The 13004-nt window shown below is 72.4% G+C and carries 9 protein-coding genes; 5 read left to right on the forward strand and 4 right to left on the reverse strand.

Annotated features, from left to right (window positions below):
• Positions 1-43 precede the first annotated feature (43 nt).
• The 4 genes from ACFWVC_RS37405 to glgX form a co-directional block, all read right to left on the reverse strand.
• Positions 44-1948: an ABC transporter transmembrane domain-containing protein gene (locus ACFWVC_RS37405; RefSeq protein ID WP_384298526.1), complete on the reverse strand. Its 1905-nt coding sequence runs from the start codon at positions 1946-1948 to the stop codon at positions 44-46.
• Between the two features lie 52 nt (positions 1949-2000).
• Entirely contained in the window at positions 2001-3818 is a 1818-nt protein-coding gene (locus ACFWVC_RS37410; RefSeq protein ID WP_384298532.1) for an ABC transporter ATP-binding protein, read from the reverse strand.
• Between the two features lie 34 nt (positions 3819-3852).
• Entirely contained in the window at positions 3853-5097 is a 1245-nt protein-coding gene (locus ACFWVC_RS37415; RefSeq protein WP_384298568.1) for an MFS transporter, read from the reverse strand.
• A 184-nt stretch (positions 5098-5281) separates the two neighbouring features.
• A complete protein-coding gene (glgX, locus tag ACFWVC_RS37420; RefSeq protein ID WP_384298540.1) occupies positions 5282-7558 on the reverse strand; it encodes a glycogen debranching protein GlgX in 2277 nt (758 codons plus the stop codon).
• 227 nt (positions 7559-7785) lie between these two features.
• On the opposite strand from glgX, the gene ACFWVC_RS37425 reads away from it, so the two are divergent.
• The 5 genes from ACFWVC_RS37425 (at position 7786) to ACFWVC_RS37445 (ending at position 12902) form a co-directional block, all read left to right on the forward strand.
• Positions 7786-8955: an Ig-like domain-containing protein gene (locus ACFWVC_RS37425; protein ID WP_384298547.1), complete on the forward strand. Its 1170-nt coding sequence runs from the start codon at positions 7786-7788 to the stop codon at positions 8953-8955.
• A gap of 192 nt (positions 8956-9147) precedes the next feature.
• Entirely contained in the window at positions 9148-10341 is a 1194-nt protein-coding gene (locus ACFWVC_RS37430) for an Ig-like domain-containing protein (RefSeq protein WP_384298576.1), read from the forward strand.
• Positions 10342-10408: 67 nt separating this feature from the next.
• Positions 10409-11176 carry an enoyl-CoA hydratase/isomerase family protein gene (locus tag ACFWVC_RS37435; RefSeq protein WP_384298551.1) on the forward strand — a complete coding sequence of 256 codons (768 nt, stop codon included), beginning with the start codon at positions 10409-10411 and terminating at the stop codon, positions 11174-11176.
• 254 nt (positions 11177-11430) lie between these two features.
• Positions 11431-11928: an ATP-binding protein gene (locus tag ACFWVC_RS37440; protein WP_384298556.1), complete on the forward strand. Its 498-nt coding sequence runs from the start codon at positions 11431-11433 to the stop codon at positions 11926-11928.
• A gap of 311 nt (positions 11929-12239) precedes the next feature.
• Positions 12240-12902, forward strand: a complete 663-nt coding sequence (locus tag ACFWVC_RS37445; RefSeq protein ID WP_384298562.1) for a hypothetical protein — start codon at positions 12240-12242, stop codon at positions 12900-12902.
• The last annotated feature ends 102 nt before the right edge of the window (positions 12903-13004 follow it).

Raw genomic sequence — 13004 nt, forward strand, 5'->3', positions numbered from 1 at the left:
CTGTGCGCACCGTGCCCGGCGCGAGGCCGGGGGCGGTGCGGCGTCAGACGAGGCTGTCGCGCCAGGCCTGGTGGAGATCGGCGAAGCGGCCCGCGCCGGAGACCAGTTCGTCGGGGGTGCCGTCTTCCACGATCCGGCCCTGGTCCATGACGAGGACGCGGTCGGCGATCTCGACGGTGGACAGACGGTGGGCGATGATCACCGCGGTGCGGCCGCGCAGCACCTCGCTCATCGCGCGCTGCACCGCGCGCTCGCCGGGGACGTCCAGCGAGGAGGTGGCCTCGTCGAGGATGAGCACGGCGGGGTCGGCGAGCAGCGCCCGCGCGAAGGCGACCAACTGCCGCTGCCCCGCGGAGATCCGGCCGCCGCGCTTGCGGACGTCGGTGTCGTAGCCGTCCGGGAGGGCGGCGATGAACTCGTGGGCGCCGATGGCGCGCGCGGCGTGCTCGACCTCCTCGCGGGTCGCCTCCGGACGGCCGATCGCGATGTTCTCGGCGACCGTGCCGGAGAAGAGGAACGCCTCCTGGGTGACCATGACCACGCCGCGGCGCAGGTCCGGCAGCGTCAGGTCGCGCAGGTCCACCCCGTCGAGGGTGACGCGGCCCGAGGTCGGGTCGTAGAAGCGGGCCAGCAGCTTGGCGAGTGTCGACTTGCCGGCGCCGGTCGCCCCGACCACCGCGACCGTCTGGCCGGCGGGCAGCCGCAGATCGAACCGGGGCAGCACCTCGCCGCCGGTGCGGTACGCGAAGCGGACGTCGTCGAAGACGACCTCGCGGCCCGGGATCTCCGCCGCCGTGGGCGGCAGGGGCCGCGGCGTCTTCGGCTCGGGCACCGAAGGCTGCTGGGCGAGCAGGCCGGCGATCTTCTCCAGCGAGGCGGCCGCCGACTGGTAGGAGTTGAGGAACATGCCGAGCGGGTCGATCGGCGCGTACAGCCGGCGCAGATAGAGCACGAAGGCGGCGAGCACGCCGAGTTCCAGTGAACCGGAGGCCACGCGGTACGCGCCCCACAGGACCACCAGCGCCACCGAGGTGTTGGCGATCAGCCACGAGGAGACGGTGAACCGGCCCATCTCCAGGATCGCGTCGCCGTTGGCCTTGCGGTGGGTGGCGTTCAGCTCGCCGAAGGCCTCGTCGTTGGCCCGCTCGCGGCGGAACGCCTGCACCGGCCGGATGCCGTTCATCGTCTCGGTGAAGCGCACGATGACCGCGGCGGTCGCGGCGGAGCGCCGGGTGTACACCCGGGCGGAGCGGCGGCGGAACGCGCGGATGGTGAACACCAGCGGCACCCCGGTCGCCAGCGTGAACAGGCCGAGCGGCCAGTCCAGCCACAGCAGCACCGCGGAGATGTAGAGCACCGACAGCCCGACGTTGAGCAGTTCCTGCAGGCCCTCGGTCAGCAGCTCGCGGATCGACTCCACGTCGGAGGTCGCGCGGGCGATGATCCGGCCGGAGGTGTAGCGCTCGTGGAAGTCCAGGCCCAGCGCCTGGGCATGGCGGAAGATCCGGCTGCGCAGCTCCACCAGGACGTCCTGGCAGATCACCCCGGCCCTGCGGATGAACGTGCGCTGCAGCAGGCCGCCCGCGACGGCGCACCCGATGTAGCCCACCGCCACCGCGATCAGCGGCCCGTGGTCGCCCCGGCGCAGCGCGGGGATGGCCCGGTCGATGGCCACCGCCACGATCAGCGGGCCCGCCTGCACGGCGGCCTGCTGCAGGAGCAGCAGCACGGCCGCGAACCAGACCCGTCCGCGGTGCGGGCCGACGAGTTCGCGCAGCAGTTGCCGGGAGGCTCCGGGGGGTGTCGGCAGGGTGTCCCGGTCGAAGGGATCGCCCTCGGCCGCCGGCTTGCGTTCGTCGCCGGGCTCACCGGGCTCACCGGGAAGGGCGGCGTCGCCGGGACGGCCGGGTTCGCCGGTGGAGGGCTCTGACTCCGCGACGGAGGTCATCGTGCGCTGCTCCCTTGGGATCGGATCGTGCTGCGGCCGGTGCGGGACGGGGTCATCCGGCCGCGCCTCCCCCGGAGGGGACGGTGGCGGGCTCGTCCTGGCCGGACATCAGACGGCGGTACTCCGTGGAGGCGGCGAGCAGTTCGTGATGGGTGCCGACCGCGGTGACCCGGCCGTCGGACATGAGGGCGACGCGGTCGGCGAGCATCACCGTGGAGGGACGATGGGCCACCACCAGGGCGGTGGTCGTGGCGAGCACCTGGCGCAGGGCGGCCTCGACCAGGGCCTCGGTGTGGACGTCCAGCGCGGACAGCGGGTCGTCCAGGACGAGGAAGCGGGGCCGTCCCACCACCGCGCGGGCCAGGGCGAGGCGCTGCCGCTGACCGCCGGACAGGCTCAGGCCCTGTTCGCCGACCTGGGTCTCCACACCCTGCGGGAGCTTGTGGACGAAGTCGCACTGGGCGATCTCCAGGGCCCGCAGCAGATCGGCCTCGTCCGCGTCGGGGGCGCCCATCAGGACGTTCTCCCGGACGCTGGCGGAGAAGAGCGTGGGCTCCTCGAAGGCCGTCGCGACGATGCGGCGCAGCGCGGACCGGCTCAGCCCGGCGGCGTCGGCGCCGTCCAGGGTGACGCGGCCCCCGGTCGGCTCGTACAGCCGGGGGATGAGCGAGGTGAGCGTGGTCTTGCCGCTGCCCGTGGAACCGACCAGGGCGACCGTCTCGCCGCTGCGGATGTGCAGGTCGATGCCGGTGAGCAGGTCGGGGGTGCCCTCGGGGGCGTCGGGATAGCGGAAGCGGACACCGGAGAAGCGGATGCCGTCGCCACCCCCGGCCGTCACCTCCGGCCCGGTGCCGGCACCGGTCTCCGGGGGCAACTCGGAGTCCAGCACCTCGAAGACGCGGTCCGCGGCGGTGGCCGCCTCGTTGCTGAACGACAGCAGCCAGCCCAGCGACTCCACCGGCCAGCGCAGCGCCAGCGCGGTGGAGAGGAAGGCCACCAGCGTGCCGGCGGACAGGTCGCCGTCGGCCACCTGCGTCACGCCCAGTACGAGCGCCGCGCCGAGCGCCACGTCCGGCAGGCCCATGATGACCATCCACAGGTCCGCCAGCAGCCGGGCCTTGCGCAGCTCCGTGCCGCGCAGCTCGCGCGACTGGCGGCGGAAGGCGTCCGCCTGGCTGCGGTGCCGGCCGAAGGCCTTGATGATGCGGATGCCGAGCACGGACTCCTCGACCAGCGTGGTCAGGTCGCCGACCTGGTCCTGGGCGAGCCGGGAGGCCTGCTGGTAGCGCGCCTCGAAGTACGCGCAGAGGAACACCAGCGGCACGACCGGCACGAGCAGGATCAGCCCGAGCGACCAGTGCTGGAAGAACAGGATGGCGAAACCCGCCACGATCGTCGCGCCGTTGACCGCCAGGAAGACCATGGGGAAGGTCAGGAACATCCGCAGTATCTGCAGGTCGTTCGTGGCACGCGACAGCAGCTGCCCCGAGCCCCAGCGGTCGTGGAAGGCCACCGGCAGGCGCTGCAGCCGCCGGTACAGATCCGCCCGCATGGTCGCCTCGAGCCCCGCCATCGGCCGGGCCACCAGCCAGCGGCGGACGCCGAACAGCCCGGCCTCCAGAAGGCCGAGCAGCAGCACGACACCGCCGCCGAGCCAGACGCCGGAGGGGTCGTGGTCGGCGACCGGGCCGTCCACGATCCACTTCAGGACGAGCGGGATGAGCAGCGCGAGGCAGGACGCGACGACGGCCACGCCCGCGGAGCCGAACAGCCGGCGGCTGACCGGCTTCACATACGGCCACAGGCGCAGCAGGGAACGGACGGCGGATCGGGGACGGTCGGGCGCTGGTTGGATGGTCGGCTCAGGCATCGTTTCAGAGACTACGGGGGACCACCGACAACGCTCATCCGGATTTTCGGCCGAGGTCCCGCACGGCAGGCACCGACAGCAACGCCACACAGACCCCCACCGTCACCACGCCACCGGCCAGCAGGACGGGACGGGCCCCGAAAACCCCGGCCGCGGGCCCTGCCAGCGCCTGCCCGACCGGCAGCATGGCGACCGAGCCGGCCACCTCGTAGGCGTGTATCCGGTTGAGGATCTCGCCGGGTACCTGGGTCTGCACACTTGTCGCCCACATCACACCCCAGAACGCCCACGCCATGCCCGCCGCGAAGACCGCGGCGGCGATCAGCGGCACCGGCAGCGCCAGCCCGACCGCCGCGGGGTACAGCGCGGAGCCGAAGAGGGCGATCGACCCGCCGCGCAGCGGCCGGGCCGGCCGCACCCGGATCGCCAGCAGGCCGCCGACCGCGGTGCCGGCCCCCAGCGCGGAGCTGACCAGGCCGTACGCCTCGGGTCCGTGCACGGGCAGGATCTCCGCGGCGGCCAGCGGGGTGACCGGGCCCATGACCATGATCATGAAGACCATCCAGACGACGATCACCGACCACATCCAGGTCCGGGCGCGGAACTCGCGCCAGCCCTCGGCGAGATCGGCCCGGAAGGTGCTGCGCGCCCTGCCGTCCGAGCTCTCGTGCGCCATCCGCCGGGGGAGCCGGAGCAGCAGCAGGCAGACGGCGCTCACGGCGTAGGTGCACGCGTGCACCGCGAAGACCGCGCCGGACGAGGCGAAGGCCACCAGCAGTCCGGCCAGCGCCGGACCGGCGAGCGCCATCAGGGACTCCGCGGTGCGGACCACCCCGTTGGCGCCCTGCACGTCCCGGGCCACCTGGGGCACGGTGCTGGCCACGCCCGGCTGGAACATGGCCGCCGCCGTGCCGTTGACCGCGCCGATGACGCAGACCTGCCACAGCACCACATGGCCGGTGAAGAAGAGCGCCGAGGCCAGCGACTGGGTCCCCACCCGCACCAGGTCCGCGCCGATCATGAGCGCGCGGGCGCTGAAGCGGTCGGCGATCACACCGCCGAGGATCACCAGACCCGCGAAGCAGGCGGTGAACGAGGCCATGGCGTAGCCGATGTCGCCGGCGCCGTAACCGTGCTGGAGCAGCCCGGCCGAGAGCGCGACCGGGAGCATCGAGTCGCCGAGCATCGCGATGCTGCGCGCGGTGAAGTAGAGCCGGAACGGCCGGGACCACAGGCGGTCCCCGGCGACCGCGGCGGCACGCGTGAGGTCGTCGGCCAGTTGCGGCGAGGACGGTTGTGAGGACGGCTGCGAGGGTGGCTGTGAAGGCGGCGGCGGTGGGGCGGAGGTCACAGACGCTCAGTGTGGACTGGACCAATTGGCCGAGTCCACCCCCTTTCCCGGGGACGGTCCGGGTCCGCTTCCGCGCCGCCCCCCCGCCCCGCGCCGCCCCCGCTCTCCCCGCTCAGACCACCCGCAGCAGCAGCACCGTCCGCCCCGGCACCGTCAGTACGTCGCCGGCCCGGTACCGGGTGCCCGGCGCCTCCGCCTGGTCCTCGCGCGAGGTGTCCAGCAGCAGTTCGTACTCCGCGGCCCACGGCGCGCCCGGCAGGGTGAAGCGGACCGGGCGGTACGAGGCGTGGAGCACGGCGAGGAAGCTGTCGTCCCGCACCGGCAGACCTCGCTGGTCGCGGTGCGGGATGTCCGCCCCGGACAGGTACATCCCGAGCGTCGAGGTCGCCCCGTGCCAGTCCTGGTCGGTCATCTCCCGTCCCCGCGCGGTGAACCAGGCCAGGTCCCGCAGGCCGTTGTCGGACTGCGGGCGCCCGGAGAAGAAGGCCCTGCGGCGCAGCACCGGATGCCGCCGGCGCAACCGCACCAGACGGGCGGTCAGATCGCGCAGCGCCGCCCAGGCCGGGTCCTGGAGCAGCGACCAGTCCATCCAGCCGATCTCGTTGTCCTGGCAATAGGCGTTGTTGTTGCCGCCCTGGGTGCGCCCCGCCTCGTCCCCGGAGGTCAGCATCGGCACCCCGGTGGACAGCAGCAGGGTGGAGAGCATGTTGCGCAACTGCCGCCGGCGCAGGGCCGTCACCTGCGGGTCGTCGGTCTCGCCCTCGTGCCCGCAGTTCCAGGAGCGGTTGTCGTTGGTGCCGTCCCGGTTGTCCTCGCCGTTGGCCTCGTTGTGCTTGCGCTCGTAGCTCACCAGGTCGCGCAGGGTGTAGCCGTCGTGCGCGGTGATGAAGTTGACCGAGGCGTACGGGCGGCGGCCGCCCCAGGCGTACAGGTCACTGGAGCCCGACAGCCGGTAGCCGAGGTCGCGCACGTCGTGGTGGGTGCCGCGCCAGAAGTCGCGCACCGTGTCGCGGTAGCGGTCGTTCCACTCCGTCCACAGCGGCGGGAAGGCGCCCACCTGGTAGCCGCCGGAGCCCACGTCCCACGGCTCGGCGATCAGCTTGACCCTGCGCAGCACCGGGTCCTGGGCGATGACGGCGAGGAAGGGGGAGAGCATGTCGACGTCGTGCATGGAGCGGGCCAGCGCCGCCGCCAGGTCGAAGCGGAAGCCGTCCACGCCCATCTCGGTGACCCAGTAGCGCAGCGAGTCGGTGATCAGCCGCAGCACCTGAGGCTGCACCACGTGCAGGGTGTTGCCGCAGCCGGTGTAGTCGGCGTAGCGGCGCGGGTCCCCCTGGAGCCGGTAGTAGCCGCGGTTGTCGATGCCGCGCAGGGACAGGGTCGGCCCCAGCTCGCTGCCCTCGGCGGTGTGGTTGTAGACGACGTCGAGGATCACCTCGATGCCCGCGTCGTGCAGCGCGCGCACCATCCGCTTGAACTCGCCGACCTGCTCCCCGCGGCTGCCGGTGGCGGCGTAGCCGGCGTGCGGGGCGAAGTAGCCGACGGAGTTGTAGCCCCAGTAGTTGCGCAGGCCGCGGCGCAGCAGGTGGTCCTCGTGCGCGAACTGGTGCACCGGCAGCAGCTCGACGGCCGTCACGCCGAGTCCCGCCAGGTACTCCACCGCCGCGGGGTGCGCCAGCCCCGCGTACGTCCCGCGCAGCTCGGGCGGGATGCCGGGGTGGCGCATGGTGAAGCCGCGTACGTGCAGCTCGTAGATGACGGAGTCGGCCCACGGCGTCTTGGGGCGCCGGTCGTCCACCCAGGAGTCGTCGTCGTCCACGACGACGCCCTTGGGTACGTGCGGGGCCGAGTCGCGGTTGTCGCGCACGGTGTCGGCGACCGCGCGCTCGGGCCAGTCCCGTACGTGGCCGTAGACCTCCGGCGGGAGGGTGAAGTCCCCGTCCACCGCCCGCGCGTACGGATCGAGGAGCAGCTTGGCCGGGTTCCACCGGGCGCCGGTCCACGGGTCCCAGCGGCCGCCCACGCGGTAGCCGTAGCGGTGGCCCGGCAGGACGCCGGGGACGAAGCCGTGCCAGATCTCATGGGTCAGCTCGGTCAGCGGGACCCTGGTCTCTGCGCCGTCGTCGTCGAACAGGCACAGCTCCACGGACTCCGCACCGCCCGCCCACAGTGCGAAATTGGTGCCCGGCCGCCCGTCCGGGCCGGTGTGAAAGCGGGCCCCCAGCGGCTGCGGGCTGCCCGGCCACACCTCCCGCGCCGGCTCCGGCGCGGTGGCCGCCGGATCGGAGTGCGGGCGGGGGAGGGGCACGGACAGGGGAGCGATCGGGGGGCCGACGGGGCGCAGCATGCCGGCCCGCTCGGCCGTATCGTCCTGGCGCGTCTCTGACACGTGCTCGCCTCCTGCGGCTCGGGGGACGGCCGGTCCTGGCCGCACCGGCCAGGTCCGTCGCGGCACGGTGTCCCTCCCGTGCGCGCGTTGCGCCCTCCCGCTTTACTTTCCCGTTCCCCGTACGACGTCACACGCGTGATCGATCGCCGCGTCGGCACGTTTCCCCGCGGCCGCCCGGTCGTTGACCCTGCGTGACGACTGCGGTGCGGCGCGCTGTGCGCGCGGGGGTGGGACTGACCGCCGCCATATGGCTGGGAATGGTGCTGACGGCGTGCGGGCTCGGGTTCGCGCCGGAGGAGGGCGGCGCGGCCGCGGACCGCGCCCCGAAGCTGTCCCAGGCCCAGATCCGGATCACGCCGGGTGACGGCGCCCGCGACGTGCGTCCCGACGATCCGTTCACCGTCGAGGCGGAGCGCGGGCGGCTCACCTCCGTGCGCGTCGCCGACGGCGAGGGGGCGGTGATCGACGGCGCGCTGAGCGCCGACCGCGCCCGCTGGCAGCCGCGCGACCGCCTGGCGCTGTCGGCGAAGTACACCGTGGACGCCGTCGCGGTGGACGCCGACGGCCGGCGCGCCGCCAAGCACGCGGTGTTCACCACCCTCGTCCCCCAGAACACCCTGGTCGGCTACTTCACGCCCGAGGACGGCCAGACGGTGGGCACCGGCATGATCGTGTCCCTGGACTTCAACCGCCCGGTGGCCGACCGCGCGGCCGTCCAGCGCGCGATCGCCGTGACCTCCGCGCCGGCCGTGGACGTCGAGCCGCACTGGTTCGGCGACCGGCGCCTGGACTTCCGGCCCCGCTACCGCTGGCAGCCCGGCACCGTGGTCACCCTCGCACTGCGGCTGCGCGACGTGGAGGCCGCTCCCGAGGTCTACGGGGTGCAGCACAAGGACGTCCGCTTCACCGTCGGCCGCGACCAGACCAGCGTCGTCGACGCGGCCACCCACACCATGACGGTGCGCCGGGCCGGGCAGGTCTTCCGCGTCCTGCCGATCTCGGCGGGCGCGCCCGACAACCCCACGTACAACGGCACCATGGTGGTCTCCGAGAAGCTGCGGCTGACCCGGATGAACGGCGACACCGTCGGTTTCGGCGGCGAGTACGACATCCCGGACGTCCCGCACGCGCTGCGCCTGACCCGCTCCGGCACCTTCGTGCACGGCAGTTACTGGGCGGCGCCCGACACCTTCGGCTCCGCCAACACCAGCCACGGCTGCGTCGGCCTGTACGACGTGAAGGGGGGCGGGGACACCACTCCGGCGGGCTGGTTCTTCGACCACACCCTCGTCGGGGACATGGTCACGGTGGTCAACTCCCACGACTCCACCGTCGCCCCGGACAACGGGCTGGGCGGCTGGAACATGTCCTGGCGGCAGTGGCGGGCCGGCGGCTGAACGCCCGTTCCGGCAGGGCCCGGTGATCGGGACGGAACGGTGACATTACCGGGACCTGCCGGGCCTCTTTCCTGTGGTTGGCTGAGTGAAGAGTGAGGGGGACTCACACGGGCACGGCCGGGCATGGGGAGAGAGAAGTTGAAGGCGATACAGGGAGCGCCGGGCGCCAAGCGCACCACTTTGGCCCTGGCGATGGGGGCGATGTTGCTGCTGGTGACCGCCTGCGGGGGCAGCGCGAGCGGGGACAGCAAGGACGGCGGCGACAAGGCCGCCAAGCCGGGGGCGTCGGCGTCGGCGGGCGGCGGCAGTGACACCACCGAGTCGCAGGCCGTGGTGACGATCGCGCCGGAGGACGGCGCGGACGACGTGGCCACCACGGGCGCGCTGAAGGTCACGGCCGGCAAGGGCAAGTTGACCTCGGTCGTGGTGAAGACGGCCAAGGGCGACAAGGTCGACGGGGAGATATCCGCCGACGGCACCGACTGGGAGCCGTCCGAGACGCTGGGCGCCTCGACCAAGTACACGGTGGACGCGATAGCCAAAGACGGCTCGGGACGCGAGTCCGCCAAGCACGCGAGCTTCACCACGGTCACCCCCAAGGACACCTTCATCGGCTTCTTCACCCCGGAGGACGGTCAGACGATCGGCACGGGCATGGAGGTCTCCCTCAACTTCAACCGCGCCATCAAGGACAAGAAGGCCGTCGAGAAGGCCATCAAGGTCACCGCGAGCCCGTCCGTCCCCGTCGCCGGCCACTGGTACGGCAACCAGCGCATCGACTTCCGCCCGGAGAAGTACTGGGCTAAGGGCACCAAGATCACGCTCTCCCTGCGGCTGAACGGCGTCGAGGGCGCGGACGGCGTCTACGGCACCCAGGCCAAGGACGTCCACTACACGGTGGGCCGCAGCCAGGTCAGCATCGTCGACGCGGCGAAGCACACCATGAAGGTCTACCGCGACGGCAAGCTGCTGCGGACCATTCCCATCACCTCCGGCGGCCCGGGCACGACCACGTACAACGGCAAGATGGTCATCACCGAGCGCTACCCGGTCACCCGCATGAACGGCGACACGGTGGGCTACGGCGGCGAGTACGACATCAAGGACGTGCCGCACGCGCAGCGCCTGACCACCTCGGGCACCTTCGTCCACGGCAACTACTGGGCCAGCCCGTCCACCTTCGGCAACGCCAACGTCAGCCACGGCTGCGTCGGCCTGCAGGACGTGCGCGGCGGCAGCAGCAGCAGTCCGTCCGGCTGGTTCTACGACAACTCGATCATCGGGGACGTCGTCGAGGTGAAGAACTCCAAGGACAAGACGGTGCAGTGGTGGAACGGGCTCAACGGCTGGAACATGCCGTGGAGCGAGTGGACCGCCGCCTCCTGACACCGGGCGCCGTGCCCGTGAGGCACGTCGCAGCGTAAACGGGCGTTCACGGATACCCTCGTCGGCCATGACAGTACATCTCGAGGTCGACGAGGGTGTCGGCACCATTCGCCTGGACCGCCCCCCGATGAACGCGCTGGACGTCGCGACGCAGGACCGGCTCCGCGAGGTCGCCGAGGAGGCGTCCCGGCGCGACGACGTCCGCGCCGTGGTGGTCTGGGGCGGCGAGAAGGTGTTCGCGGCGGGCGCGGACATCAAGGAAATGCAGGTCATGGACTACGAGGCCATGGCCGTGCGGGCCCGCGCGCTCCAGGACTCCTTCACGGCGGTCGCCCGCATCCCCAAGCCGGTGGTCGCGGCCGTGACGGGGTACGCGCTCGGCGGCGGCTGTGAACTCGCCCTGTGCGCCGACATCCGGATCGCCGGGGAGAACGCGAAGCTCGGCCAGCCGGAGATCCTGCTCGGCCTGATCCCGGGCGCGGGGGGCACCCAGCGGCTGGCCCGGCTGGTCGGCCCTTCGAAGGCCAAGGACCTCATCTTCACCGGCCGCATGGTGGCGGCGGACGAGGCGCTGACGATCGGTCTGGTGGACAAGGTGGTCGCGCCGGAGCAGGTGTACGCCGAGGCGCGCGCCTGGGCGGAGCGCCTCGCGCGCGGCCCGGCGCTGGCGCTGCGCGCCGCGAAGGAGGCGGTCGACGCCGGCCTGGAGACCGATCTGGAGACCGGCCTGACGATCGAACGCAACCTGTTCGCGGGGCTGTTCGCCACCGAGGACCGGACGACGGGCATGCGCAGCTTCGTCGAGGAGGGTCCCGGCAAGGCGAAGTTCCGCTAAGGCTGACCCGGTTGAGTGACCGTCGGATTCGGCCCGGTCGCCTTAAGGCAACCTTAAGCGGACCTTAAGGCGACCTGTGCCGGATGTGTTGACGGGCCGCTGTCAGGACGCGGTTCCCGCAGGTGAAGGGCACTGTGTGAGATCCATTTTTGCCCTTGACATATGTCAGAACGGCTACTCGGAATATCCCATTCCGCCCGGCCAATTCCCCCGATCCGCCCCGAACCGCCGCTCGGGGCGGTCATCATGAGGGCATGGCGGGGCAGCAGGGAGCATCGGAACAGCCGCAGCGGGTGACGATCCCGTCTGCGGGGCGGCCGCCCACGGCGGCCGACGAACTGGCGGCGACATCCCTCGATCTGGTGGGGAACCCGTCCGTGGACGAGGTGCGGCTGACCTCGCGCCCGGAGTCGGCGGCCACCGCCCGCCGGCTGGCGCTGTCGGTGCTGAGGCTCTGGGGCCTGCCCCAGTTCGACGACGTCGTCGAGTTACTCGTCTCCGAGCTCGTCGGCAACGCCGTACGGCACACCGGAGCGCGCACCTTCGGCCTGCGCATGCTGCGCCGCCGCGGCTGGATCCGGGTGGAGGTGCGCGACCCGTCCCGCGCCCTGCCCTGTCTGATGCCGGTGCGCGAGATGGACGTCAGCGGCCGCGGGCTCTTCCTGGTGGACAAGCTCGCCGACCGCTGGGGCGTGGATCTGCTGCCGCGCGGAAAGACCACTTGGTTCGAAATGCGCGTCATGGACCGTTGAACGCGAAGTGAACTCTAAGCCTGCGTTTTCAAGGTCAGTGTCCCACCTCACGCCCATATCGTGAGGTCTGCGGTGGTGCACAACGTATAGTTATGGGTAACGACCCCATCGACCCGGCTCGGTCGTTCCATGGCGTCGTGGATCACACCCCCTGGCTCCACGACGAATGAGAGGCCCCCGCCTCGCCCTACAACGGCGCGCAGGGGGCCTCTTCTGCATGGGCGGGCGCGGGTCCGGCCCTGCCGCGCGGACACGCCGACGAACGGGTGAGCATCCCCGACGGCGGCTCGGACCGGGGTGATCGTGAGCACATGATCACACCGCGCATGCTGCGCCGGCTGAGCGCCGCCGTGCTTCCGCTGGGCGCTCTCGCCCTCCCGCTGTGCGCCACCGCCGACGCCGTCGCCCCCGGGCTCGCCGACGCCGCCGAGTGGTGTCCCCTCGTCCCCGACCGGCTCTACGCGGCGGCGGACACCGATGTGGACCTCGCCAGGATGCGGCCGGACGAGCCTGCCTGGCGCGCCAACTGCCATGCCCTGTACCGCTCCGACGACCGGCCGCCCGCGGTCGTCTTCAAGGAGGGCCTGCGCCCGGCCGACACGCACGGCCAGTACGACCTGCAGTCCTACGCCCAGCGCGACCAGCCCGCGCCCTATGTGGCGGCGACGTACGACCGCGAGGCCTACCAACGTCAGGACGCGGCCTACCACTACTGGATCGACGCCCCCGGCGGCATCGACGTCAACGCCACCATCGGCACCCGCACGGTGCGCGCGCCGCAGACGGGCGTCGCCTTCCCCGGCGGCATCGCGCGGCAGTTCATCGTCAAGGGCTGCCCGGTGGACCGGGCGACCCGCACCGAGGCCACCGGCCGGTGCGTGATCAATCCCGACTACGCCCCCTGGCGCGGCTGGCCCGCCCCCGCCTGGACCGGGGTGCCGGAACCGGGCGTCCCGGCCGGGGCCACGGGCTGACGCCTGGTCGTGTCGCCCGGTGCGGTGATCAGCCGCGGCCTGGTCACCGCACCGGGGAAGAACGCGGGCCCCGCGGGGGGCCGGAACTGCGAAGTCCCGGCC

Origin of the sequence: Streptomyces sp. NPDC058691 (assembly GCF_042714775.1) — a bacterium.
Lineage (GTDB): Bacteria > Actinomycetota > Actinomycetes > Streptomycetales > Streptomycetaceae > Actinacidiphila.